Raw genomic sequence first — 25,604 nt, 5'->3', positions numbered from 1 at the left:
TAGATCTTTATTCTAGGCTATGTTTAATAACATTGTTGAAATTAAGTGGTCATGAAGGAGATAGAATATGACAAAATCATATTAATTCTTTGCGCAAGCTCATCTAAGCATCGGATGACTGACCACTTAATTTCAACACAGTACTTTAACAGAGGCTTATTCTAATACTTTCTATTAGGTAATTCAGCCTTAGCTTGATCTTGCTTGAATACCCCTTCTTTTGATTTAATATTTTTGTCTGTTAACTTTCCGTCTAATATCTGCTTTGAAACTTCTAGAAGCTGTGGTCCTAAAAGTGGATTACATTCAACTATTCCATTTGATTTTCCATCTGCCATAAGCTGGAACATATCTTTTATACCATCAACAGAAACTATAAATATATCTTGTCCTGGTTTTTTGCCGTATTCTTCTATAGCTTGTATAGCACCTACAGCCATATCATCATTGTGTGACCAAAGAACGTTTATCTTATCTCCATCAGACTTTAAGAAAGCTTCCATAACTTCCTTTCCTTTAGCACGAGTAAAATCTCCAGTTTGTGTTTTTATAATTTTGTAATTTGGACAGTCCTTTATTGTTTCATTAAAACCTTTTTGACGACCTATCATAGCTGTTGAACCTACTGTACCTTGAAGTTCTGCTATGTTAAGAGCGGCATCTTTGCCAAACTTATCTATTACAAGTTGAGCTGCCTTCTTACCTTCCTCTTCCATATCTGATCCTAAGAATGCTGTTATAAGAGACTCATCTGATACCTTTGCATTTCTATCTACTATAACCACTGGAATCTTAGCATCCTTAGCTTCTTTAAGTACTGTATCCCATCCTGTTTCTACAACTGGGTCGAGAGCTATTATATCTACCTTTTGAGCTATAAATGATCTTATAGCCTTTATTTGATTTTCCTGCTTTTGTTGTCCATCAGAGAACTTCAAATCGAAATTCGTATCTAACTTAGGAATCTCCTTAATTGATTCAGTTTCAGCAGTTCTCCAACCACTTTCTGCTCCAACTTGAGCAAAGCCTATTACTTTCTTTTTACTAGATGAATTTGAAGATGTAGTTTTTGAGTCTCCTCCTTGGCTTCCACACCCAACAAACATGCCAGCAACCAAAGTTGCAGCTACCAAGACACCAAATAATTTTTTTATCTTCATATTTACTTCCCCCTAACATTTTTATATCGTTTACATTTATGATTATATATTTTTTGTCAATAATTGTATTTATACTATTCAGCAATTATTTATACTTTTCAAACAAATCTTATAATAAACATAAAATATCTAAACTAACTTAATCCGTTTGCATTATAATTGATACCTTTTATGACTAAGCTTTTTATTCCAACATCATGTTTTAATACAGCCACAAAAAAGTCATACATAAAAGAAAATTCATCTAACTTTTATGTATGACTTCTATCTTTATAAAAAGCTTTCTGTACTCTTAAACAGCCTTATTTAAAAATATATAATATTAGTATTCTCTGGCAAAAATCTGCTTATAGGTAACTCCCTTTGTAAATATATCCTCCGAGTTTACAATTCTTAAAGGTACCTCATATCCGTCCACCACTTGTGTTGCTGTTCTGATTAGCTGAACTCCTAATAGCGGATTACATTCAACAGTACCATACATCTCACCATTTTTTATAGATACAAGGGCTTCTTTTGTTCCATCGGTGCCAACAACTATTATATCCTTACCTGGAATCAATCCTAATTCTTTTATCGCATCTATGGCTCCAAGGGCCATATCATCATTTTGAGCATATATTACATTTACTTTACTGGGATTTTTCTTAATGTAGTTTTTTACAATATTCTTGCCATCCTTATATTCAAAATTTCCATAACGAGAATCTATTATATTATAATTATTATAATCTTTTATTATCTCCATAAATCCATCTGTTCTATCAATAGTAGGTGCCGCACCTTCATTACCTTTAAGCTCTAGGATATTGACTTTTTTCTTATCCTTAAATAAATCTACCAATAATCTAGCAGCCCTTCTTCCTTCCTCATAGAAGTCTGAACCTATATTATTAATCCAAAGAGAATCATCTGAGTCAACATTCCTATCACTTATTATTACTGGTATATTAGCAGCTTTAGCCTCTTTAAGTACATCATCCCACCCAGACTTTACATAAGGTGAAAAAGAAATAATATCCACCTTCCTTTTGATAAGTTCTCTTATCATACGTTTTTCATCTTCCTGGGTTGAACCTTCTTCTAAGAATACTAAATTGACTCCAGCCTTCTCTGCAGCATCCTTAATAGATTTTGCATTTACTTCTCTCCACTTACTCTCAGACTTTAACTGTGCATAACCTAAAACAATGTTTTTATGTTCCTTAGTCTTTTTTAATTTATTATTCAAATAACCATTTACATTATTTGAGGTTATCTTGTCACTTCTAAGTATAATTTTTTTAGGTATATCGCTCTTCTTATTTAGTATGTCTAAAGCATAATCAATGGCTTCTTTTCCCCCCGTGGGACAGGTAAATGTGCCTTGCATCATTCCCTTTGATACTAAGTCTAAGCCTCCATTTTCTCCTACAAGACCATCTATGCCAATTATCTTAATATTATTCAGTCCCATATCATGCACTGCCTTATAGGCTCCATAGGCCATATAATCATTATGCGCAAAAATTATATTAATATCTTTATCCTGTTGAAGAATCTCTTTCACCTTATCTTCAGACTCATCCCTCTGCCACTCTCCTATTATTGTCCTGGATATTTCTATATTGCTATAATTATTGATTACGTCTCTAAGCCCTTTACTTCTCTCTATTACAGGGTGAGAATTTAATAATCCTTGCACCTCCAAGATCTTTCCTTTTCCATTACCGATAAGATCTGCAATGTACTTTCCAACTTGTCTACCTATAGACTCGTTATCAGGACCTATATAAAGACTGTAGTCATACCCCTGAACAGCCCTGTCCAAAACTATTACAGGAATAGATTTATAAGCTTTACTAACCTCTGGAGTAAGTTTTTCTGAATCATTCATAGATACTATAAGCAAGTCAACTCCACTTGCTAAAAGTTCATCTATGTCCTTCTTTTGCTTTTCAGTATCTCCTCCTGCATCCCTATATACTACATTGATATTCTTATAGCTTTTAGCTTCGTTTAATATATCTTGATTCATTGATATTCTCCAAGGCTCAGTTAAATTCGCCTGCGACATACCTATGACATATTGAACTTCGTTGGAATCCTTATTATTACTTAACTTTACAAAACAGACTATTGCTATAATTGCTATAAGTGCAAAAAAAGTAAAAATTATATATCTTATCTTTCTAATCAACTACTAATTACACCACCTCTGTACTCACTTGGTGAAAATCCAGTAACCTTCTTGAAGGCCTTACAGAAGTAATGTTGGTTACTATATCCTACTAGTTCTGCAACCTCATAAATCTTCACCGAAGGGTCTTCCATTATACACATAGCTTTATTTATCCGTATATTCGTTACATAATCAATGAACGACATACCAGTCTGCTGCTTAAGCAATTTACTAAGGTATGAGGGGTTAACCTCAAACTCTTGTGCTACTTTTTCAAGGTTCAAATCGTTTACAAAGTAGTTTTTATTTATATATCTTATTGCTAAAAGCACTACTGGCTTATATTTTACCTTTCTAGCTATGGCATCCATTATAGACTTATAGGATTCTGTAATACTTAGTATGTTATTAACTCTCTTTTGTTCTACTATCACTGTATAATGCAAATAATTATATATCTTTTCTTCAATTAACGAGCATAATCCAAACCACTCTAAGTTATTTTCTGTATCCATTATTATTACTATATTATCTTCATCATCCACAAAAGTAAGTACCGTAGTCCATTTATTTAATGTTTCTGAGACTATATTAGTTATTGCAAAGTTTAAAGTCTTCTTCTGCCAGTTACTACCCGAAACAACTAAACTAAGTCTTTCAACTACAGTTAACACCATTATGCCTAAGTTATTTCTAAATTTTATATCAAAAAAGTTCAATTCATCTAATAGCTGTTCATAACTAAGTCTTCCATTTACCCAGTTTCTTAAGAAAGATTGCTTTAGAGCTTCTGAATTATCTTCAATCTGCTTATTTGACCAATCTAAATAACTTCTTTCTTCCTTAATTTTATCAAGCTCCTTTATAGCTTTATCAATAACACTCCTTAGCATATCACTGTCTATAGGTTTGAGAATATAGTCAAACACTTTCAGCTTGAGAGCCTTTTGCGCATAAGCAAACTCATCATATCCACTTATAATTATAATTATTGACGTACTTAACCTGGAACGAATCTTTTCTACAAGATCTAATCCGCTGAGAAATGGCATACATATATCCAGTAGAATTATATCTGGACTTTCTTCCTCAATTATCTTCAGCGCTACTTCTCCATCTTCTGCTTGACCTATCACCTTAATATTCAGACTACTCCAATCAAATAAACCTACTATTCCTCTTCTAATCTTAGGTTCATCATCAGCAACTAGTAACTTCCACATATAAATCCCCCTTTAAGTATTGAATTAATATGTATGATCCATTGCGTCCTATTATTGAATATACAATTTTAATATAAAATCTGTCAATATTAGGAATCATCTGTTTTATGCTTTCTTTTGTATTATTTTACTATATATATCAAAGACTCTTATGTTTAACTAATATTAAACTATTTTATCTTTTATACTATATCTACCTTTAAGCCTTCTACGGATAGTTATTCAAATCTTCATATAAAACATAATTTTCTAAAGAATAAAATTAGCTTAAGTAATCTTCCCCAGTGCATTTACTAGGCTTAGATAGCAAGGAAAATTTTATACTGGTGTTAAAATAAAAAAAAGCAGCCTTATTTTTAAGGCTGCCACTAAATATTTACTACTTAAGATCGTAAATCTCTTGATATTTATCATTTAGATATTTTATAAAGTACTTAGCATTTAACTCTTCACCTGTTATTAGTTTTATAAGATCTGCAGGTTTATAAACAGCTCCATGCTTATGAACATTTTCTTTAAGCCATTGATGTACAGTATCAAGATCTCCATTTTCTACTTCATCAAAAACTTTTGGATTGTCTTTAAGCATTTTTTGTAACATTTGAGCCCCGTAAAGATTTCCTAAAGCATAACTTGGGAAGTATCCAAATGACCCATCTGACCAATGCATATCTTGTAGTATTCCTTCTGAGTCATTTGAAGGCTCAACGCCTAAGTATTCCTTATATTTTTCGTTCCATATCCTTGGTAAGTCTGCTACTTCTACCTCACCATTAAATATTAACTTTTCAATTTCATATCTTATAATAACATGAAGGCTGTATGTTAATTCGTCTGCTTCGGTTCTTATAAGTGATGGTTCTACTATATTTATAGCTTTATAAAACTCCTCGAAAGTTACATCCTCTAATTGAGGGAATCTACTCTTTGCTTCAGGAAAGAAATACTTCCAAAAAGCTTTGCTTCTTCCTAAGATATTTTCATAAAATCTTGACTGAGATTCATGTATCCCCATGGAAACACCTGCTCCTAAGCCAGTACCTATAAGCTCATCAGGAATATCTTGCTCATATATAGCGTGACCGCCTTCATGTATACAGCTAAATAGAGCACTTCTAAACTCATTTTCATAATAATGAGTTGTTATTCTTACATCCTTATTTCCAAAGTTTATAGTAAAAGGATGCACACTCTCATCAACTTTTCCAGCTTCAAAATCGTATCCCATCTTCTTCAAAACAAATATACTAAACTCTTCTTGTTCTTCCCTGGTAAAGCTCTTCTTGAAGAAAGAATCGTCAATCTTTATCTTACTATTCTTTATCTTATTTAGTAGTTCAACAATTGCATCTCTTAATTCACCAAAGACCTCATCTAATTTTGCTACAGTTATTCCTCTTTCATACTTATCAAGTAAGCTGTCATACTTAGTTCCTGTATACCCTGTATACTCTAAGAACTCCTTCTGAAAATCTATAACCTTCTCAAGATATGGTTTAAATATAGAAAAATCATTTTTTTCTTTAGCCTCTTCCCAAGCTGCCTCTGATTTTGAACTTAATATAACATACTCCTTATATCTATCTTCAGGAATCTTCTTTATCTCTTCATATCCCCTCTTAAGTTCTTCTATCATCGCTTTATCAATTACACTTAATTCTTCTAGATGAGGCTTAAAAAACTCTATGAACTCTTTAACCTTTTCTGATGTGGTAAATTTATATCCCTCTCCAGAAAGATATCCTACAACCTCTGCTCTTTGCTCTACAGCCTTTTTAGGCATTCCAACTCTCATGTCCCAGTAAACTATTCCTGTAGCTTGCTCTAAAAGCTCCATAGTTTTTATATACTCTCTTACTTCTTTAAGCTTTTCTTGTAAACTCACAATAATATGCCCCCTTTTATATATATTAATATTTAATTTTTAGTCTTCATACATCCTTCTAGGATCTTCTGCCTTTATCTGTGTAACTTCCTCTTCAAAAATCAATATGGATTCAGTTTCTCTACAATACTTTACACATATACATTGCCCCAAGTTTCTAGGACATTCTCTACATAAGCAATTTTTTTCTTCTCCATCACAGTTATTATTCTTAAAATCAGGACAGTAACTGCAATTAAACTTTGTTCCTATCGGCATAATAAACCTCCATACTAATTTTTATATAGCATATTATACCACTTTAAAATTTATTAGTCATATATAAATAAAATATATTTAATGTTAAAATAAACCGCTTCTATAATAAAAAGAAGCGGTTTATTTATCTTTACTTATTCAGTAATTTAAGTAAGGAGTTCCTATATCAAAACTTAATTTATATTTATTCCAACCAACACTTCTATGGAATTTCGTACAAGTATAAATCAACAATTAAGTTAGGAACTCCATAAGTATGTACCAACTCGTTCTAAAAACTATTCTCTGACTTCTCTAGTATCTTAACCAAGAATGTAAAAATATAATTTTATTACTAAATGGTACATCTATACTAATAGACCTTATATCAAATGAATTTAGCCAATCATAAGTTATTAATTATATTAGTATATCTCTCTTAGTAAACACCAAGTGAGAAATAACATAAAATACAACTGATGATATAAGCATTACAGCAATTGCCCAGGTAATATTGAGATTAGGATTGGAATATTGCATAGCTATATTCCCACTTAATACACTTCCAGTATTACCATAAGTTAAGAATAAGAAGTGTGAAATCTTTTTGATTGGGTTAATAGCTTCGCTCAATATTGGTATAAGTATTGTTAATATAGCTGTTATGGCCATAGAAATCATACTACTTTTTACCAAAGAAGATATAAGGAATACAAAACTACAACATACCAATATAAATAATACCTGTAAAAGAATAGTTCTTAAAGTAAAGTCCCAAAGTGGTATAGTTGTTCCAGTACCTGCAATCGGTATAAGTTGGTGAGCACCATCCTGCACCTTACTCATATCAAACTGATATCTTGTTCCAATAATAGTTGGAACCGATGCATATCCAAAGCCCTTAAACAGTCCAACTAGTACAAAAGCAACTGCCTCTATTGATAATATAAGAGCTGAACAACTTATCACTATAGCTATAAACTTAGATAATAATACCTTTCCTCTAGAAACAGGTTGAATAAGTAAGAACTTTAATGTTGCAGGAGTACATTCTCCTGAAACTATATCACTCATAAATACAGATATTCCAACACCTAAAAATATTGTACCTAGTATTTGTAATACCCTACTTAGATAGTTGAACCCAGTAACCTTCCAATCATCGATTGGCTTTAAATTATTATCCTTATAATAACTTTTCTGAGCTATTTCATTATCTATTCCAGCTTTATACCTTTCAGGAATAGTTTCATCAGCCTTTCGACTTTTTAATTCTGCAATCTCATCATCTATTTGTGTCTTCCAATCATCTTCTGTTTTGCCTGACTTTATTTGTTCCTCAAGCTTATCTATAGACTTTTGAATATTATCTCTTTGCTCCTTTGTAGTTTTAATTGAAGCCTGTACTGACTCATCTGAGCTCTTGCTACTACTCTCCATTGCCTTTATATCTTGATCAGTAGACTTTAACTGGTCTTTAAACTGCTCTAGTTTCCCTTGAGGAGAGTTCATCTTACTAAGGCTTCTCTCATCCATATAAACACCTACATAAAGCAATACTACAAGAGCAACAAATAGTATTGAAACCACATATGTCTTTGGCCTCTTAAATATTTTTTTCAATTCATTTTTTGTTAAGGTAAATATCATCTTATCTTACTCCTCCTTCAACAAGCTCCATATATCTCTGCTCAAGGCCTTTATGACGTTTGTAAACTTCCACAATACCTACATTACTTTTTACAAGTTCCTCTACAAGCTTTGGAGAATAGCCACTCTTTATAGAAACTATAATTTGTCCATCATTTATATTAGCAGTATGAACAAAATCAAAACTTTTAACAACATCTAAGGCTTTGTTGTCCTCTGTTGTAGATACTACCATAGTCTCTTTCTCTGTAGCCATTCCGTCTTCGCTTACACTCTCAACAGATTTTATTTCTCCGCCATTAATGAACGCAACTCTATCACACAAGTGCTGCACTTCACTAAGTATATGAGAAGATACGAACACCGACATTCCTCTCTCTTTTGCCGCCTTTTTCACTATTTCTCTAAAATCTAATATTCCTGAAGGATCAAGCCCATTTGTTGGTTCATCTAGTATCATTAATTTAGGTTCTCCCAACAGTGCTGCTCCAAGCCCCAGTCTTTGCTTCATACCCAAGGAGTACTTTTTAACTTTGTCATCTATCCTATCATGTAACCCTATAAGATCGATTACCTCATCAACATTTTGTTTTTTAAGTCTTCTTACTCTAGCTATCTGCATTAAGTTCTCTCTTCCAGAAAGATAGCCATACAATTCTGGATTCTCAACAACTGCTCCTAGATTAGCTAATGCGCTTTCTCTATCTTTTTGTATATCATGTCCAGCAATTTTTATAATTCCCTCATCAGGTTTTATAAGCCCAACTAACATTCTTATTGTTGTAGTTTTACCTGCTCCATTAGGACCTAGGAATCCAAATATCTCTCCTTCTTCAACTTCAAAGGAAACGCCTTTTATTATCTGTTTCTTTCCTAATTTCTTTTTTACGCCTTTTACTTCTAATACATTCATAGAACAACCTCCCTTACTATTTTAATGCTACCAGAAACTTCTAACTATTAAATTAATATTATCTTAATTTTTTCTTAAGTTTATATAGTGAGGTCTTATATTACATACGAATGTACATGAGCAAAGCTAACCAGTAAATAAGTTTTATTGCTTCCCCTAACAAGAATTTCAACCCTTTGATATTGATATATTTAGATAACAATAAGCCTCACACTGATATAGACAGTAAAAAACAAAAGTTAGTTAGATCCAAAATAAGTCTCTAACTAACTTTCTGCTATTACAATTATTAATTAACATCTTTACTGAGGCTAAAATCTAAAAACTTAACCTTACTAAATATATAGTATATGTGTTAAATCTAACTTAATTAGCTCATTTTATACTGGAATGTCCTCATTATCTTCTATAACTACTTTTCTTTCTCTACCAGTAACTCTATATAAAATATACTCCAATAATATGAATATTGGTGTGGATATTAAAAAAGCAATGTTAAACATATACTTACCTTCTTCTATTGTTACATCCTGTTTAAAGAGTGCCACAATACCTGAAGAAGTAAAGGTTACTAAGTAGCAGATTATAGTTCCCATGACTATATACCATGCCACTCTTATCCCCTCATAATAATACAATCTTTTACTCTTCTTCCCATCTATGTGCATGTAAGATAGATAGGATAATGTTGTTAATAGAACAGTAACAAATATCATAGCCAATATATAAATTAACTGGGTATCCACATCAGAAGTCTCAAATCTATATCCATATATACAACTATATATGATATTGTCAATATTACCTGAGTTTACTAAAGCCAATATATTACCAAACCAGCCTGTTTGTTCACTTACAAACATTGTAGTTATCCCAAAGACTGCTATTATTATTTCTACAGTAAAGAGTGGACTTAAAAGAGCTAGCACCCCCTCCTTAAAGAACATACTATTGAGTAATACAAGTGCATTAATCATTAAAGTAATAAAAAAACAGGTAAAGAAGAATAAAATAACTTGTCCTATTGATAATTTTCCATAGAATGAAAATAACTTATTACCTTTTATAAATAATAATGCCTTTACTATAAAAAGCAATAAATTTGCTAACAGACTTGTTGTTGTTAAGTACATATAGATTTTAATATACATAAGTTTCTTTTCTCTTTTTTCTTTTATAGAGAAATAAACCTCTTTATTTTTTAGATATATGCATACAACAGTACCACTTATTAAATAAAAAATTAAGGATTTCAATACTCCTAGTGATAGAAACTTATTTATTAATTGGTCACCTGTATACCAGTCTATAGGTTGTGGTGGCTTTCTAACATAGGATATCATCTCAAGTGTATTAGTTAAAAAGAATAGAGATAAAAAAATAATGCCTGATACAATACTTACTCTTTTCCAGTCTTCTTTTATTAACTTCTTTAAAGTAGACGTTATAACTCCCTCCTTAAGGCAATAGATATTGCTAATATTATTTGTAGTAATTATAAAATTTATTTTTATATAATTACATTTATACCATACTTTTACACAAAAAACATTTACAAAATTATTATTTATTTCTGTAACACTTTTATTATTAGTACATACAATGATTCTATAAAGAACATTATTTCAAATGCTATATATCATATTTTATGAATTGGAATAGATTTTAATACATTCACATTCCCATAATTATAATATTGAAATTACCGCTCCCATCTATTAATAAATAATATGAAAAAACCACTAATGCTAGTTTCATTAGTGGTTTTTTCATGAACCTTAATCTTAATAATAAATAAAAAGGACAGGTCGCATTCAGTGAACCTGCCCATTTTCTAAAGAAACAATTTAAATATAATCAAAAATATAACTCCTGGTATTCCAAAAAAACCTGCAATAAGCGCGGTTATAATATTTATCCCTATGGTAAAATGAAAAAATTGTTGTCCTATATAATTTGTTATTAAGAGAAGTATAACTCCTAACGCTCCATTAATAAGCAACTTTACTAAAACCTTTAATGGCCACGAAAAAAACTTTACTAGAATAACTAATAAAATTAATCCTAAAGCACCAAATATTAATGCATCCATTAACCCAACCCCTTAATCTATGCAGATATATACAAACTAAACAGCCTATATTTTATCTTTATTTACATATTCTTAAATTTAAAGTATTGTCTGCTTTTATACCGATTCTTTTAGCTTCACTTATGAGAAATTCATACTTTGTTCTAGCTGCCTGCTCTGAAAAAATAGCAACCTCTATAAGTTTAGGATCATTTACATAGTCAAAAACTTCCCAAGCCCACTCTAATTCTAACCTAGCATTTTCTATTTGACGCAGTAGCTCGTTTTTTTCTTTTGAAGAGTCAATCTTATTTCTAACATATTCTAATATAAAATTTTTATTCATATACTCCTCCAAATATGCTTATTAATTTCTAATACTTCTATTATTTACATATTATGGATTATATATTCATATTGTTATTCTTTTTTATATTAATAAAGTTAAAAAATATTAAATTTCTTTTCTACCTTCCAAAGCCTTAGAAAGAGTTACCTCATCAGCATATTCAAGATCTCCACCAACTGGAATTCCTGCGGCTATTCTTGTAACCTTAACATCTAATGGTTTAAGTATTTTGGATATATACATAGCTGTAGCTTCACCTTCTATAGTAGGATTAGTTGCAACTATAACTTCCTTTATCTCACCAGTCATCCTAGATACTAGTTCTCTTATTTTTATATCTTGAGGTCCTCTTCCCTGCATAGGAGATATATTTCCATGAAGAACATGATATACTCCATTAAACTCCTTAACTTTCTCCATAGTCATTATGTCCTTTGGTTGCTCAACTACACAAATAGTATTTTTCTCTCTATTAGGATTTGAACATATTGCGCAAGGATCTTTATCTGTATAGTTTCCGCAAACAGAGCAGTACTTTATAGTTCCTCTTGCTTTTACAAGCGCCTTAGCAAATTCTTCAACTTCATCCTTAGGTAGGTTAAGTATATGTAGCGTTAATCTTTGCGCAGTTTTATGCCCTATACTTGGCAACTTTGCAAACTCTTCTATGAGTTTCTCTATGGCAACTGGATAAAAATCCATCTTTATTCCTCCTCTAATATTTTAGGCATACAAAGAACTGAGGTTCTTGTATGCCTAAATAAGCTTTATGATTATATTTTCAGTAAACCTATAAATTAAAACATTCCTGGCATATTTAATCCACCAGTTAGTTTACCCATCTTACTAGCAGTCTCTTCTTCTGCTTTTCTCATAGCTTCATTTACTGCTGATAATATCAAATCTTCAAGCATTTCAACATCATCTGGATCAACAACTTCTGGTTTTATATTTATGCTCTTAACTTCTTTCTTTCCATTAACCTTTACAACAACAGCTCCGCCGCCTACTGAAGCTTCGAATTCTTTGTTCTCAAGGTCCTTTTGCATATCTTCCATATCTTTTTGAAGCTTTTGAGCCTGCTTCATAAGATTATTCATATTCCCTCCGCCGAAGCCTCCTGGAAATCCACCCTTTGCCATTTGATATTCCTCCTTACATTTAGTCTGTATATATTATATAGTATTTTTTTATTCAATACTATATCCTCATAATTAATATTATGTGTAAACTCTGTATTTGTTTACTTTACTCATCTAAAACTTGTAAAATATCATCACCTATAATATCAACAAGAAGTTCTTCTGTGGCTTTAGATTCTTCTTCATCACCTTTATTTATCTTATATCTAACCTTTACCTTATCTCGTAGAATCTCTGAAAATACTTCATCTACAGTTTTACTTACTTCTATCTTTTCTAACCTTATCTTATTAAAAGAGTACTGTTCTTCATACTCTATCGTCACAATTCCCTCTTCTACGCTAGAAGGCTTTCCTGTTATTAATGAAGCATATACCACCATAGCCCTTCTTGCTTTAAAGCCTTCCATTATATCCTTCCAGGCTCTTTTTACATCATCTATAGTGATAGTTGAGTGAGTATTATGATTAGACTCTGATATATCTCCAATAGTGCTTTCTGACACAGTTTTGGGTTGTGATGACTTACTATTTACAGAGGCTATATTGGATTTGGCACTTTCGCCGGTAGAGCTAGAAGCAGAAACTTTTATTTTCCCACTCTTTATAAGTTCCTCTAGTTTATTTATTCTAGTTAAAAGAACTTCTTTCGAAGTATCGTACTCTATCTTGCAAAGCTTGATTGATGCAAGTTCTAAATATATTCTTGCCTGCTTACTTAACTTTGAACTTTCTTCTGCTTCCTGAAGTATTCTTATAGCCCTCATAACCTCTTCTACTCTAAGCCTTGTAGCCTGTTGCTTTAAGAAGTTTATATTTTCAACAGACATGTCTAAGACTTCTTCTGGAGTATTAGTAACCTTAACCATAAGTAAATTTCTATAATGAGATATAAGATCCTTTATGAATAGATGTATATCCTTACCTGAAAAAACTATTTCCTCGATTATGTTCATAGTCTTCTCAATATTTCTCTCAATAATAGCTTCTGTTATATTAAATAGATACTCATTTGTAACCAATCCAAGCATAGATACAAGACCATCATACTCTATCTTACCATTTCCCATAGAAATTGCTTGATCTAGTATACTTAGAGAATCTCTAAGTGCTCCATCAGATACTCTTGATATAAGCTCTAAGCTCTTATCATCAGCATAAACTCCTTGTTCCTTTACTATCTTCCTAAGTTGCCCTGATATATCTTCTTTGCTTATTCTTTTAAAATCAAATCTCTGACACCTTGATAGTATTGTTATCGGAAGCTTTTGAGGGTCTGTTGTAGCCAAAATAAAGATTACATTTTTAGGCGGTTCCTCAAGGGTTTTAAGAAATGCGTTTACAGCCCCCTGAGATAGCATATGTACCTCATCCATTATATAAACTTTAAATCTAGCTTCCTGAGGAGGATACTGAACATCATCTATTATGTCTCTTATCTTATCTACACCATTGTTAGATGCAGCATCTAATTCTGTTATATCTATAGCAAGACCACTATTTATTTTATTGCACATCTCACATTCATTACAAGGTTCTCCATCATGTAAGTTAAGGCAGTTTAAAGCCTTCGCAAAAACCTTTGCACTTGAAGTCTTACCCGTACCTCTAGTTCCACAAAAAAGATATGCATGAGCTATTCTATTATTTATTATTTGATTCCTTAAAGTTACTGTTACATGTTCCTGACCTACAACATCTTCAAATTTCTTAGGTCTCCACTCTCTGTATAAAGCTGTATATGCCAAGGTAATTCACCTCACTATCATTCCTAATAATTATTATACATCAATGGTATTGATTTAACCAACCATAGTTTATTTCCTATTTAGGAATAATTAAATGAACAACTACAACTATATAATCTAAGCAAAATTTTAATCCGCATTTAAACCTTATATTAATGATTGTCTATAACTCTATTCAATCTATATATAACCAAAAAAATCGCTAAAGAAGGACACTTTAGCGAATTTTTCACGTAAGCTCGTTAAAACTTGAATCACTGTACAGTTAACTTAAACATTATTCTTTAATCGCAACTAGCTTTAAGATCAGGCTATACTTTTATCTCCATCTCTTCAAGGTAGGCAAAGTGCTATTCATTATATCTCTAGCTCTACCTTCATCCATACCTTCCTCTTTCATAAACTTAACACATATGTCTGCCATCTCATTCATTTCTATATCCTGTTTAAATGAGCCACTTTCATAACAATAGATGCAATACTCTTTATTTTTGCTTCCATCCTTATTAGTACCTAATAGGGTTTCGTTTTCTAACGGCATAGCGCAACTTTGACAAATATTCATTTCCATATGAATTACCTCCTAATTAAATTATATAGATGTATCATTTTATACTAAACCCTATACCCTCTAACTCTCCTTGCAGAAACCAAAGGAAAATTTAAAATAATCTCGCATTAAAATGAAACATCTTTATTTAAATTATAGAAGATACAATACGACAGATGTTTGTCATATTAAGAATATAATTTCAAAATATTTTGTACCCGTTTTACAATTATATCTCTTATATGTTCAGGTTCTAGTATTTCAACTTTATCTCCAAAACTTAATAACATGCTATAAACCCATTCATCTTCAGGATAACTTGTATTTATTAATATATAGCCGTCTTCTTGAAAATTCATTTCCTCCACTTCGAAATAATCATCTATCCTATTCATACAAGATGGGTGGAACCTCAACTTTAAATCCGTATAGTTGTCTATCTTATCTGTTATTAATTTATGCTCTTCTATATCAATAGCTTCAAAGTAAGTCTTAGTCTTCTCTAATTTATCAAGTCTTGCCAATTTAAAAAGCCTAAAGTCTTTTCTTAATCTACAAAAGCCATATAGGTACCACGTATTAACTTTTAATATTAATGTATAGGGTTCTACTTCCCTGCTAGTAACTTTACCATTTAAATCAATGTAGTTAAAAGCTACAGTAACTTTATCGTCAATAGCCTGTTTTATTGTAGAAACTTTTTTCTTTATCCTTGAAGAGTTACCCCAATGAGAAAAATCCATCACAATACTTTTATCTATACTCACATTATCATTAGCCTTAACAGCCTTAAACTTCTCAGACATATTTTTTATAGTTGGGTCATCGTAGACACCTTCTACACCCTTAAGCAACTTTAGTAGCAAATTATATTCTTTTTCAGTAACGAAATTATTGTCTATCTTATATCCATCTAATATCTCATAGCCGCCTTCATATCCCTTATAAGCTACTATTGGTATTCCAGCCATATTTATCGTGTCTATATCTCTTTGTATAGTTCTTACTGACACCTCAAAAAATTCAGCTAATTCCCTTGATGTTATTCTTCTTTTATTTATAAGCATCATGATTATTGTAATCAATCTTTCAAGCTTCAATAAACTCTCCCCTTTTCATACCCTATCTTTATTACTATTTTATCTTTGAACCACTTGTTTTCCAATAAATTCTTATAAATTTATATTGTTATATTTTTAAATTCCTTAACTCTAAACAAATTGCAGTTTATAAAAGGAAAAAGTATATACTACTTTACTGGCTATTTATGAATTATGTTAATATATCTTACTAATTAGAGCTAAAAACCTATACACTGTTAATAATTGAATTCTATAAAGACTTTTACCGTTTTAAAATTTAATATTAAAATAGTAAAATAATATATAGATTCAATAATCTATCTTAAAACTTTACATAAATTGATAAGTAAATTGTAAACCCTAGGAGGAAAATATGAGTATTTATGATAAAAAGTATCTTTCTGTAGTAGAGGATATTTTAGAAAATGGTTATTTTGATAATAATAGAACTGGAATAAGAACCTATAAACTTCCTCATCAAATAATGCAATTCAATCTAGAAAAGGAGTTTCCTATCTTAACCACAAAATTTGTAGCCTTTAAAACTGCAGTTAAAGAACTATTGTGGATATTCAAAGATGGTTCAAATGATGTAAGAAAGCTTCAAGAGGACAATGTCCATATATGGGATGAGTGGATGATGGAAGATGGTACAATAGGTACTTCTTATGGATGGGTAGTAAAAAAGTTTGATCAGATGGATAACCTTATTGAGACTTTAAAAACAAACCCTCAGGATAGAAGAATGATGATAAACCTATGGCAGATTCCTTATCTCGATGGGGGACCTTTACATCCTTGCTGCTTTTTGACCATGTGGGATGTAACTGATGGTAAGCTTAATTGCATGCTAGTTCAAAGAAGTGGAGATATGGGGCTTGGTGTTCCATTTAATTCTAGTCAATATGCAGTATTAGTCCATCTTGTAGCTCAAGTTACAGGATTAAAGCCAGGATTATTTACTCATGTTATAAATAATGCTCATATTTATGAAAATCATGTTAATGGCTTAAAAGAACAGATTGCAAGAAAATCTTCTGCTTTTGATGCGCCTAAACTATGGATAAATCCTGAAATAAAGAACTTCTATGACTTTACAGCTGATGATATAAAACTTATAGACTATAAACACCATTCAAAAATAGATATGGAGGTAGCAATATAATGCTTTCTATAATAGCAGCTATAGCTGAAAATGGAGTAATAGGTAATAATAATGATCTTATCTGGCATCTTCCTGCAGATCTTAAAAGATTTAAGAAGGTAACCTCTGGACACACAGTAGTGCTTGGACGAAAAACTTTTCAATCATTACCTGGCGTACTACCTAATAGACATCATGTCATAATTACTAAGGATGAGCACCTTTTTGTAGATGATCCTAATGTAGAGGTTATTAATTCAATAGAAGAAATTATTAGTAGGTTTTCAAAAATAGAAGAAGAGGTATTTATTATAGGAGGTGGAGAAATCTATAAGCAGCTACTTCCTTATGTAAACAAACTTTATATAACAAAGGTGAAAAAGCACTTCGATGGTGATACCTACTTCCCTAAGATTGATTACTCTGAGTGGACTGTTGTAGAGCAAGAAATTGGCGTTGAAGATGAAAGAAATACAATTCCATACGAGTTTATTTCTCTAGTTAGAAAATAATTATTAATACAATATTTAATGGTGGAGTAGGTATATTACTCCACCCCTGCTTTATTATACATTTATAGAAAACTTAGTAATACCATTATAATACAGCTTCAAGCAACAGGCGTTTATTTTTCATTATATAGCTCTTCAGCCCTATCCCAATTTACCACGTTCCACCAGGCATCAATATAGTCAGCTCTTTTATTTTGATATTTTAAGTAGTATGCATGCTCCCAAACATCTATAGCTATAATAGGCTTAAGTCCTAACTGAATTGGGGTATCCTGATTAGCTGTAGACATTATAGATAGCTTTCCTGAATTATCTTTTAAAAGCCAAGCCCAACCTGATCCAAATCTATCTAGAGCTGTTTGCTTAAATAATTTCTTGAAGTTATCCATAGAACCGAAATCACGTTCAATAGATTTCATTATATTCCCCTTAGGACTTCCCCCTTTATTAGGCGACATTACATCCCAAAAGAAAGTGTGATTATAATGTCCACCTGCGTTGTTTCTAACAGTTTCTCTAATATCACTGGGAACTTTATTAATACTTAATAATAATTGCTCCACTGTTTTTCCCTGCAATTCTGGATACTTATCTAAAGCTTTATTAAGGTTACTTACATATGCTTCATGATGCTTATCGTGATGTACTTTCATTGTCTGCTCATCAATATATGGCTCAAGAGCATTATAACTATATTTTAGAGGTGGAACTGCAAACCTTTTAGCATCGGGTTCTCGAGCACTGACACTTGAAGTTACCAAGACTATTAAACATATGGCAAGTGATATAAATTTCTTCATAAAAACGCCTCCTTTAGTAGAATAGTATTCTCCTAGAGAAGGCGTTTTATTATCTCTATTAATAAATTTATATTACTGCATGTTTAAACACTAAGTGCATCACCTAGTTGTGATAAGAGACTTATAGCTTCTTCCTTATCATTTTTCTTAAGTGCTACTTGAACAAGCTTAGTGAGTATATATTTTTTACCTTCCTCTATGTTGTTTGTCTTAAAAATACTCAATAAATTTAAGGAAGTTTCTTTAATCTTATCTAAGTCATCTATATCCTCATATATGCGAATAAGTTCTTTATAGATTTCAAAAAGTACAGAAAAATTATTGAATTCTTCTGCCATATTCATACCAAGCTCCATAATCATTATGCTCTCATCTACTAAGCCTTGTCTGTAAAATATCTTTCCTTTAGTATTTAGAGTATATGGAAGTGATTTCTTATCAACCTTATTCTTTATCTTCTGTGAAAGATTTATATATTTTATAGCTTCATAGAACTCTTCAATCTCATAATAATATTCACCCAAGTTTCCATACAGCGATGCTAGTAGTACCTCACTATCTTCCTTAAGTTGCTCTATTACTGAAAAGTAATCTCTTACAGCTTCCTTCTTCTTTCCAAGCTTATAACAGCTATTTGCCTTTAAAACCTTTCCATTAACTAATAAGTCCTGTTCTAGATCTTGTCCTAATATGTACTTGTCTAAAATTTCTATGCTCTCGTTGTACCTCTGCATATCAAAATAAGTAGATGCTAAACTGTAACTTGCCTTAAGGAAATAGGCCCTTTCCCCTTTATCCTTAGCATAGTACATAGCTTGATTAAAATAGAATATTGCATCATCATACTCATTTCTTTTGGACTTACAAAGTCCCATCTGCGTGTATATATAAGGTTGATCCTCATATGACTTTAGCTCCTTATATTTACCTAAAGAGTTTGAATAATTAATAAATGCATTAGCATAGTCCAACTCATCAAAATATTTATCTGCCCTTTTTCTATATACCTTTGCAGCTACATTATCAAGTTGAAACTCTATAGCTATATTTATTAACTCTTCAAGCTGACTATGCTTATTATTTCTCTTCAATTCATTTTCACAATAAAATCTAGCATCTTCTTGAGGTTCTCTAGAAAAATACTCATCATCTAAGTTTAATTCCAGTCCAGATTCCTTGCCCTTATTATTAAACTTTTCTGCCAATATTTTCGAGCTTACTTTACTTACTCTTCTTTTACCGCTTTCCATCATACTTATAAAAGCTCTTGTCATATTACTATCTTCTAATTCCAATTGATTCATATTGAATCTTTTTCTCATAAGCCTTATCTTTGCACCAGGATCGTAGAAATTCAAATTAATCACCTCTGTCAAATAAGTAATTTATATTATATATATTTTATTCTGTAACGGCTTTTTTCTTTTTTCTTCTTCTTACATACCAATATACTATTAAACCTAAAACCGCAGCCACAACAAAGTAATCAGCTATGTGCAACCATTCACGAATCTTAGTCCAATTTTCTCCCATGACATATCCTGCATACCCTAAAACCACACTCCATATTAAGGATCCAACGAAAGTATAAAAAGTAAACTTCTTAACGTCCATTTTACTTATTCCAGCTGGAAGTGATATAAAAGTTCTTATTATAGGTAATAGCCTTGAGAAAAATGCTATCTTTTCACCATATTTATTAAAATAATTATCACTCATCTCTAAATGAGACTTTGAAAGTCTAAGCTTCTCTGCATACTTTTCAACTAATGGTCTTCCACCTTTTGCTCCGATATAGTACATACACACTGATCCAAAGGTTCCTCCCAATGTTCCAATCAAAATAACAAGCATAAGGTTCAATTTATTTCCTGGGTTTGCACTTGATGCTAAAAATCCACCAAATGGTAATATAGCCTCACTAGGTATTGGAATACAGGCACTCTCTATTGCCATTAAAGAAAACACTCCAAAATAACCGAGCTTACTTAAAACGTATATAGCCCAATTTACTATGAATTCTATCATTTATTATCTCCTTCTACTACATTTAACAAATATTCTAAAAATATTATGCCACAAAGTTTAACTTTAATCAAAGAATATGGGATGATTGTGTGTAAAATTTATTCTTTTGGGTATTTACAAATATAGCCATTAGGTCTATTATGTAAGTGAGTACTCACTCATTTTAAAGTAATCATAAACTTATGTAAAAGAATTATAAAGGAGCTTCAATATGGTTAGAGAAAATAAAGAAGAACTAATACTCGAATCTGCGATAAAAATATTTTCAGAAAAAGGGTTCAGCGCTGCTACTACTAGTGAAATAGCCAAAGAAGCAGGCGTTGCTGAAGGGACCATATTTAGATATTTCAAAACAAAAAAAGATTTACTTAGAGGTGTTATGAAAAGGCTTATTGAGGTTTTAGGTGAAGCCTTTATCTCCTCTAGGATAAAAAAAATATTAAAAGATTACGAGAGCAAAGATCCAAAGGATACATTAAAAGCCATTGCTAGAGATAGACTAAATGTGATAGATGAAAACTGGAACTTAATTAAAATTGTTTTTACTGAGCTTCAATACCATGAGGATTTAAGAAATCTCTTTATAGAAAGTATGGCATTAAGAGGTAAGGTCTTGCTAGAGGATTTTGTAAAATCAGGCATATCCAAAGGAATCTTTAGGGATATAAACCCTACAATAGCTGCTAGAGGAATAGTAGGTACCTTAGGAATTTATATAATTCAGAGACAGTTACTCCCAACCATAGTACCTATTAGCGACGATGAACAGGTTGATATAATAATCGATTTATTTCTAAACGGGCTAAGTAAAAAATAGGAGGTCTATATCATGTTAAAAAGAACTACATCATTTCTATTATTATTAATATCATTAAGTCTAGTAAGTTGTAACTCAGTCAAAAATTCCAGTGAAAATATATACACTGGAACAGTGGAGTGTGAAAGTTACAATATTTCTTCAGAGGTTTCTGGAAAACTATCAGAACTTAATGTATCTGAAGGCTCTACAATTAAAGCTGGTGACAAAGTTGCCAAAGTAGACTCTAAGGTATATGAGATACAGCAATTTCAGGCAGAAGGTGCATTGAAAATAGCTGAAGCTAAACAATCCGATATACCTAGTAATGCTAAAGCATCAATAAAAGATGAGGCTCAAGGCGCTGTAGATCAAGCTAAAGCTTCAGTAGATTTAGCTAAACTACAAGTTTCAAAATCTAGCATAACCTCGCCTATAGATGGAACCGTAACAGATGTGTTAGTTCATAAAGGTGATCTAATATCTACTGGAACTAATATTTTAAAAATCAGTGATATAAAGAGTAAATATTTAAAGATATATATTGAGGAATCTAAGAGATCAAAGGTTAAACTAAATCAATCTCTAACTATTAAAATCAATAATGCAACAGAAAAAGCCCAAGTTGTATATATATCAACTCAATCAGAATTCACTCCAAAAAACGTAGAGACAAAGAACGATAAGGAAAAGACCTTATTTGAGGTAAAATTAAAGCTTAAAGACAATAGTGGGGCTGTTCCAGGTCTTATGGCTGATGTAAGCTTAGAATAGAGGTGATACTAATGGATGCTATAGAAGTTCAAGGTTTAACAAAGAAATTCGGCAGTTATACTGCCGTTGATAATATAAGCTTCACTGTACCAAAAGGCAAGATTTTTGGGTTTTTAGGCCCAAATGGTTCTGGTAAGTCTACAACTATACGAATGTTGTGCGGTGTTATAACCCCTACTGATGGATCTGCTAAAATCCTAGGCTATGATGTGACCAAAAATGTTTCTAAAATCAAGCAAAGCATCGGATATATGTCTCAAAAGTTTAGTCTCTATGAAGACCTAACAGTTAGTGAAAACTTGGATTTTTATGCTGGTATTTATGGTCTTACAGCAAAGCAAAGAAAGGAGCGAAAAGGTGGAATTATAGCTATGGCAGGATTAGTAGGACGAGAGAATGTTCTAACAAAAAATCTTTCCGGAGGTTGGAAGCAAAGACTTGCTTTAGGTTGTGCTTTGATTCATAAACCTAAAATATTAATTTTAGATGAACCTACTGCTGGAGTAGACCCTGTATCTAGAAGAGTATTTTGGCAGATGATCTTTACATTAGCTAAACAAGGAATCACCATACTTGTAACAACACATTACATGGATGAAGCGCAAAGTTGTGATAATATAGCTTTTATATTTAACAGCAAATTGATAGCAGTAGGAACCCCTACGGAACTAATCGAAAAAGAACAGGTATCCAATCTAGAAGATGTCTTTATAAGATATGTAGAAAAATCTACTAATCAAAAAATTCAGTCGTCCTTTGAAGATTTAAAATTTCTAACCGGTGAGGAGATGTCCTAACTATGAATATGCAGAGGTTTATGTCAATAGTAAAAAAAGAATTTATTCAGATAAAAAGAGATAAGGCTAGCTTTGCAATAGCGATAATGATGCCTCTAATTATGATATTACTCTTTGGATATGCAGTAGTTACAGAACTAGAAGATATCTCATTGCTTGTATTAGATCAAAGTAATACGGCAGAAAGCCGTGAATTAATAAAAGGCTTCGAGAACACCTCGTATTTTAAAGTAGTTGGAAAAGTACACAGTATTGAAGCCATTGAAAATTCTTTAGATAAAGGGACCGCTCACTCTGCCCTTATCATTCCACCAGATTATTCTGAAAAAATTGCAGAAAAGGATAAGCCTACTATTCAATTCATAGTAGATGGCTCAGATCCAACTACAGCTAGAACAGCCTTTAGCAGTGGTATACTAGCTGCTCAGAACCAAAACTCAAAGATACTTAACAAACTAAACTCTAAGATAAATGCAAGTAACAATTCAGCAATAGATATAAGAACTAAAGTACTCTATAACCCAACTCTAAGAAATCAAAATTATACAATTCCAGGTCTTATAGGACTTATTATGCAAAATATAACCATAATATTGACTGCTTTTGCTTTAGTTAGAGAGAAGGAACGCGGCACCTTAGAGCAACTTATAGTCTCACCTCTAAAGTCACCTGAGATAATACTCGGAAAGCTTGTACCTTATATTGTTATTGGATTCGCAGATTTTATATACTCATTAGTTCTAGGTATATACTGGTTCAATATACCTATATCAGGAAGTATACCTCTATTAATATTTTTAGGCTCTGGGTTCGTAGTTTGCGCATTAGCTATAGGTATATTAATATCTACAATAGCTAAAACTCAACTTCAAGCGATGCAAATGGCCTTTGTTGCATTACTGCCAAGTGTATTGCTGTCAGGTTTTGTATTTCCAAGAGAAGCCATGCCTAAGATAATACAGTATCTAGGCAATATAATCCCTCTAACCTACTTCTTAAATATAATAAGGGGAATAGCTCTAAAAGGATTAGATTTAAGATATCTAATCCAAGATGTAAGTTTATTATTTATACTTGGTTTATTATTATTAATCCTTAGCATAGTTCGCTTTAGAAAAAAATTGGACTAACAAAAAACTTTATACTTTCATAGATAGTAAAAAAGCCTTTCAGTATATAACTGAAAGGCTTTATAATTCAACTTAAAAGTCGTGCACCTCATGTCGACAATAATCTATGAGCGTTACCCATGCAGTTAGCTCAGGCCAGGCTGCTCCACGGCACACGACAGGAACCGCTTATCGCTGCTTCCTTCCGGACCTGACGAGGTTCACGGGCTGCCGTTGCGTGGGACCCAGCCATCAACACCACTTACATGGGGCAGGCCTCACAGATTAAGGCCTCGATGAGGAATTAAACCCTGCTATAGCGGATTGCAGGTACAGGGCACCGCTAACTCCCCGTCTAGCACGACTATGGCGGAGAGAGGGGGATTCGAACCCCCGGTAGAGTTTCCCCTACACACGCTTTCCAGGCGTGCTCCTTCAACCACTCGGACATCTCTCCATATATTATAGTGTGAATTAAAGACATATATGAAAATCATACTATCTTGCTGTCACGATTTTTATTATATATGTTTATATAACATTCGTCAACAGACAAATTTTATCCTATATTAGTAATGCACTTGCAAAAATGGGGCAGAATTATAATGCCCCGTTATATACTAATAAAATATACCTTTTTTTCTTCTTAATATTGCAGTAATAAGTATTATGCCGCCAATAATTAATACTCCACTAACAACTTGAGCGGTTCTCAATCCAAATGCCATGTAAAGACTATCTGTTCTCAAGCCTTCTATAAAAAATCTACCTATAGAATACAAAATCATATAACTTCCTAGAACTATACCTTTATGCTCGCTCTTTCTCTTATAAAGTATAACTAACAGAATTATACAAACAAGAATGTTCCATAATGATTCATATAAAAATGTAGGATTGTAGTAAACTCCATCAATAAGCATTCCACTTTGTATAAACTTAGGAAATTTACTTATAAATTCTTGGCTAACAGCTCCCCCATGAGCTTCACCGTTAAAGAAGTTACCCCATCTTCCTATCGCTTGAGCTAATATTATTGAAGGGGCTGCAATATCTGCAAACTCAAGGAAATTAAGCTTTTTAACTTTTGTATATATCAAAGCTGTAACTAGAGCAAAAATTACGCCTCCATGAATAGCAAGACCACCTTGTCTTATGTTTACAATTTGGCTAAGATTACTCTTATAGTAATCAAATTCAAATGCAACATAATAAAGTCTAGCTCCTATTATGGCCATTGGGAATGCTAAAATAAAAATATCCATAAGCTTATCGAAACTAGTACCTTTTAGCTTACATGTAAAGTATGCCAATGCTAAAGCAGCAAGTACCCCAAATGAGATTAAAAGACCATACCATCTGATATCAAGCCCAAATACACTAAATGCAACTGGATTCATTAATGACTCCTCCCTTTCTAAACAGCAAAAGTTTATATTTTATTGTACCATAAAAGTATAAAAACTGTTAGATA

At 31.9% G+C, this 25,604-nt stretch carries 25 protein-coding genes, 1 tRNA gene and 1 other RNA gene; 6 read left to right on the top strand and 21 right to left on the bottom strand.

The window, feature by feature from the left end:
* Positions 1–161 precede the first annotated feature (161 nt).
* From GXK57_RS13185 to GXK57_RS13115, 15 genes are all read right to left on the bottom strand, one after another.
* Entirely contained in the window at positions 162–1,160 is a 999-nt protein-coding gene (locus GXK57_RS13185) for an ABC transporter substrate-binding protein (protein WP_160677000.1), read from the bottom strand.
* Between the two features lie 322 nt (positions 1,161–1,482).
* Positions 1,483–3,339 carry a substrate-binding domain-containing protein gene (locus GXK57_RS13180; RefSeq protein WP_160676997.1) on the bottom strand — a complete coding sequence of 619 codons (1,857 nt, stop codon included), beginning with the start codon at positions 3,337–3,339 and terminating at the stop codon, positions 1,483–1,485.
* Complete coding sequence (locus GXK57_RS13175) at positions 3,336–4,544, bottom strand: response regulator (RefSeq protein WP_160676994.1); 1,209 nt, start codon at positions 4,542–4,544, stop codon at positions 3,336–3,338. The genes GXK57_RS13180 and GXK57_RS13175 overlap by 4 nt, the downstream gene beginning before the upstream one ends.
* A gap of 379 nt (positions 4,545–4,923) precedes the next feature.
* Entirely contained in the window at positions 4,924–6,429 is a 1,506-nt protein-coding gene (locus tag GXK57_RS13170; RefSeq protein ID WP_160676991.1) for a carboxypeptidase M32, read from the bottom strand.
* Positions 6,430–6,468: 39 nt separating this feature from the next.
* Positions 6,469–6,687, bottom strand: a complete 219-nt coding sequence (locus GXK57_RS13165; RefSeq protein WP_160676987.1) for a hypothetical protein — start codon at positions 6,685–6,687, stop codon at positions 6,469–6,471.
* Positions 6,688–7,086: 399 nt separating this feature from the next.
* Positions 7,087–8,316 carry an ABC transporter permease subunit gene (locus tag GXK57_RS13160; protein ID WP_160676984.1) on the bottom strand — a complete coding sequence of 410 codons (1,230 nt, stop codon included), beginning with the start codon at positions 8,314–8,316 and terminating at the stop codon, positions 7,087–7,089.
* Position 8,317: 1 nt separating this feature from the next.
* Positions 8,318–9,229, bottom strand: a complete 912-nt coding sequence (locus GXK57_RS13155; protein WP_160676981.1) for an ABC transporter ATP-binding protein — start codon at positions 9,227–9,229, stop codon at positions 8,318–8,320.
* 380 nt (positions 9,230–9,609) lie between these two features.
* Entirely contained in the window at positions 9,610–10,485 is an 876-nt protein-coding gene (locus GXK57_RS13150; RefSeq protein ID WP_160676977.1) for a hypothetical protein, read from the bottom strand.
* A gap of 578 nt (positions 10,486–11,063) precedes the next feature.
* Positions 11,064–11,321, bottom strand: coding sequence for a pro-sigmaK processing inhibitor BofA family protein (locus GXK57_RS13145; RefSeq protein ID WP_160676974.1), 258 nt, complete (start codon positions 11,319–11,321; stop codon positions 11,064–11,066).
* A 58-nt stretch (positions 11,322–11,379) separates the two neighbouring features.
* Positions 11,380–11,646 (bottom strand): DUF2508 family protein, encoded by a 267-nt coding sequence (locus tag GXK57_RS13140; RefSeq protein WP_128210723.1) that lies wholly within the window; start codon positions 11,644–11,646, stop codon positions 11,380–11,382.
* 108 nt (positions 11,647–11,754) lie between these two features.
* Positions 11,755–12,351 (bottom strand): recombination mediator RecR, encoded by a 597-nt coding sequence (gene recR / locus GXK57_RS13135; protein WP_128210724.1) that lies wholly within the window; start codon positions 12,349–12,351, stop codon positions 11,755–11,757.
* 95 nt (positions 12,352–12,446) lie between these two features.
* The gene (locus tag GXK57_RS13130) at positions 12,447–12,791 is read right to left on the bottom strand and encodes a YbaB/EbfC family nucleoid-associated protein (protein WP_128210725.1); all 345 of its coding nucleotides are present in this window, start codon (positions 12,789–12,791) and stop codon (positions 12,447–12,449) included.
* 106 nt (positions 12,792–12,897) lie between these two features.
* The gene (gene dnaX, locus GXK57_RS13125; protein WP_160676971.1) at positions 12,898–14,538 is read right to left on the bottom strand and encodes a DNA polymerase III subunit gamma/tau; all 1,641 of its coding nucleotides are present in this window, start codon (positions 14,536–14,538) and stop codon (positions 12,898–12,900) included.
* A gap of 319 nt (positions 14,539–14,857) precedes the next feature.
* Entirely contained in the window at positions 14,858–15,109 is a 252-nt protein-coding gene (locus tag GXK57_RS13120; protein ID WP_160676968.1) for a zinc ribbon domain-containing protein, read from the bottom strand.
* A 167-nt stretch (positions 15,110–15,276) separates the two neighbouring features.
* Positions 15,277–16,188 carry a YafY family protein gene (locus tag GXK57_RS13115; RefSeq protein ID WP_160676965.1) on the bottom strand — a complete coding sequence of 304 codons (912 nt, stop codon included), beginning with the start codon at positions 16,186–16,188 and terminating at the stop codon, positions 15,277–15,279.
* 355 nt (positions 16,189–16,543) lie between these two features.
* Here GXK57_RS13115 and GXK57_RS13110 point away from each other — a divergent pair, with 355 nt between their 5' ends.
* Positions 16,544–17,335, top strand: a complete 792-nt coding sequence (locus GXK57_RS13110; protein ID WP_160676962.1) for a thymidylate synthase — start codon at positions 16,544–16,546, stop codon at positions 17,333–17,335.
* Positions 17,335–17,826: a dihydrofolate reductase gene (locus GXK57_RS13105; protein WP_160676959.1), complete on the top strand. Its 492-nt coding sequence runs from the start codon at positions 17,335–17,337 to the stop codon at positions 17,824–17,826. Before GXK57_RS13110 ends, GXK57_RS13105 begins: the two co-directional genes overlap by 1 nt.
* Positions 17,827–17,939: 113 nt before the next feature.
* Here the strand turns inward: GXK57_RS13105 and GXK57_RS13100 are convergent, their stop codons facing one another.
* The 3 genes from GXK57_RS13100 to GXK57_RS13090 form a co-directional block, all read right to left on the bottom strand.
* Positions 17,940–18,626, bottom strand: coding sequence for a superoxide dismutase (locus GXK57_RS13100; RefSeq protein ID WP_160676956.1), 687 nt, complete (start codon positions 18,624–18,626; stop codon positions 17,940–17,942).
* A gap of 83 nt (positions 18,627–18,709) precedes the next feature.
* Complete coding sequence (locus GXK57_RS13095; protein ID WP_160676953.1) at positions 18,710–19,984, bottom strand: CDC27 family protein; 1,275 nt, start codon at positions 19,982–19,984, stop codon at positions 18,710–18,712.
* A 43-nt stretch (positions 19,985–20,027) separates the two neighbouring features.
* On the bottom strand, positions 20,028–20,654 hold the full coding sequence (locus tag GXK57_RS13090) for a DedA family protein (RefSeq protein WP_160676950.1): 627 nt from the start codon (positions 20,652–20,654) through the stop codon (positions 20,028–20,030).
* A 211-nt stretch (positions 20,655–20,865) separates the two neighbouring features.
* Between GXK57_RS13090 and GXK57_RS13085 the strand changes: the two genes are divergently transcribed.
* Genes GXK57_RS13085 through GXK57_RS13070 form a run of 4 tightly spaced genes read left to right on the top strand, consistent with a single transcriptional unit; the run spans position 20,866 to position 24,151 of the window.
* Positions 20,866–21,471, top strand: a complete 606-nt coding sequence (locus GXK57_RS13085) for a TetR/AcrR family transcriptional regulator (protein WP_160676947.1) — start codon at positions 20,866–20,868, stop codon at positions 21,469–21,471.
* A 12-nt stretch (positions 21,472–21,483) separates the two neighbouring features.
* On the top strand, positions 21,484–22,224 hold the full coding sequence (locus GXK57_RS13080; protein ID WP_160676944.1) for a biotin/lipoyl-binding protein: 741 nt from the start codon (positions 21,484–21,486) through the stop codon (positions 22,222–22,224).
* 11 nt (positions 22,225–22,235) lie between these two features.
* Positions 22,236–23,021 (top strand): ABC transporter ATP-binding protein, encoded by a 786-nt coding sequence (locus GXK57_RS13075; protein ID WP_160676941.1) that lies wholly within the window; start codon positions 22,236–22,238, stop codon positions 23,019–23,021.
* Positions 23,022–23,023: 2 nt separating this feature from the next.
* Complete coding sequence (locus GXK57_RS13070; protein ID WP_160676938.1) at positions 23,024–24,151, top strand: ABC transporter permease; 1,128 nt, start codon at positions 23,024–23,026, stop codon at positions 24,149–24,151.
* A 79-nt stretch (positions 24,152–24,230) separates the two neighbouring features.
* Here the strand turns inward: GXK57_RS13070 and ffs are convergent.
* The 3 genes from ffs to lgt form a co-directional block, all read right to left on the bottom strand.
* An RNA gene (gene ffs / locus GXK57_RS13065) (signal recognition particle sRNA large type) lies at positions 24,231–24,494 on the bottom strand.
* Between the two features lie 3 nt (positions 24,495–24,497).
* Positions 24,498–24,587: transfer RNA gene (locus tag GXK57_RS13060), tRNA-Ser, on the bottom strand.
* Positions 24,588–24,750: 163 nt separating this feature from the next.
* Positions 24,751–25,530: a prolipoprotein diacylglyceryl transferase gene (lgt, locus tag GXK57_RS13055; RefSeq protein ID WP_160676935.1), complete on the bottom strand. Its 780-nt coding sequence runs from the start codon at positions 25,528–25,530 to the stop codon at positions 24,751–24,753.
* Positions 25,531–25,604 lie beyond the last annotated feature (74 nt).

Origin of the sequence: Clostridium sp. C8-1-8 (assembly GCF_009928445.1) — a bacterium.
Lineage (GTDB): Bacteria > Bacillota > Clostridia > Clostridiales > Clostridiaceae > Clostridium_AR.
Note: the sequence above shows the minus strand (reverse complement) of the source record. Positions and strands in the feature narration are given on the sequence as shown.

Excerpts from the sequence above, each read along its gene's own strand:
- GXK57_RS13175 (WP_160676994.1), bottom strand. The coding sequence starts at position 4,544 with ATGTGGAAGTTACTAGTTGCTGATGATGAACCTAAGATTAGAAGAGGA.
- GXK57_RS13070 (WP_160676938.1), top strand. The coding sequence starts at position 23,024 with ATGAATATGCAGAGGTTTATGTCAATAGTAAAAAAAGAATTTATTCAG.
- GXK57_RS13160 (WP_160676984.1), bottom strand. The coding sequence starts at position 8,316 with ATGATATTTACCTTAACAAAAAATGAATTGAAAAAAATATTTAAGAGG.
- recR (WP_128210724.1), bottom strand. The coding sequence starts at position 12,351 with ATGGATTTTTATCCAGTTGCCATAGAGAAACTCATAGAAGAGTTTGCA.
- GXK57_RS13185 (WP_160677000.1), bottom strand. The coding sequence starts at position 1,160 with ATGAAGATAAAAAAATTATTTGGTGTCTTGGTAGCTGCAACTTTGGTT.
- GXK57_RS13090 (WP_160676950.1), bottom strand. The coding sequence starts at position 20,654 with ATGATAGAATTCATAGTAAATTGGGCTATATACGTTTTAAGTAAGCTC.
- GXK57_RS13140 (WP_128210723.1), bottom strand. The coding sequence starts at position 11,646 with ATGAATAAAAATTTTATATTAGAATATGTTAGAAATAAGATTGACTCT.
- GXK57_RS13165 (WP_160676987.1), bottom strand. The coding sequence starts at position 6,687 with ATGCCGATAGGAACAAAGTTTAATTGCAGTTACTGTCCTGATTTTAAG.
- lgt (WP_160676935.1), bottom strand. The coding sequence starts at position 25,530 with ATGAATCCAGTTGCATTTAGTGTATTTGGGCTTGATATCAGATGGTAT.
- GXK57_RS13075 (WP_160676941.1), top strand. The coding sequence starts at position 22,236 with ATGGATGCTATAGAAGTTCAAGGTTTAACAAAGAAATTCGGCAGTTAT.
- GXK57_RS13155 (WP_160676981.1), bottom strand. The coding sequence starts at position 9,229 with ATGAATGTATTAGAAGTAAAAGGCGTAAAAAAGAAATTAGGAAAGAAA.
- GXK57_RS13120 (WP_160676968.1), bottom strand. The coding sequence starts at position 15,109 with ATGGAAATGAATATTTGTCAAAGTTGCGCTATGCCGTTAGAAAACGAA.
- GXK57_RS13130 (WP_128210725.1), bottom strand. The coding sequence starts at position 12,791 with ATGGCAAAGGGTGGATTTCCAGGAGGCTTCGGCGGAGGGAATATGAAT.
- GXK57_RS13105 (WP_160676959.1), top strand. The coding sequence starts at position 17,335 with ATGCTTTCTATAATAGCAGCTATAGCTGAAAATGGAGTAATAGGTAAT.
- GXK57_RS13085 (WP_160676947.1), top strand. The coding sequence starts at position 20,866 with ATGGTTAGAGAAAATAAAGAAGAACTAATACTCGAATCTGCGATAAAA.
- GXK57_RS13080 (WP_160676944.1), top strand. The coding sequence starts at position 21,484 with ATGTTAAAAAGAACTACATCATTTCTATTATTATTAATATCATTAAGT.
- GXK57_RS13145 (WP_160676974.1), bottom strand. The coding sequence starts at position 11,321 with ATGGATGCATTAATATTTGGTGCTTTAGGATTAATTTTATTAGTTATT.
- GXK57_RS13100 (WP_160676956.1), bottom strand. The coding sequence starts at position 18,626 with ATGAAGAAATTTATATCACTTGCCATATGTTTAATAGTCTTGGTAACT.
- GXK57_RS13110 (WP_160676962.1), top strand. The coding sequence starts at position 16,544 with ATGAGTATTTATGATAAAAAGTATCTTTCTGTAGTAGAGGATATTTTA.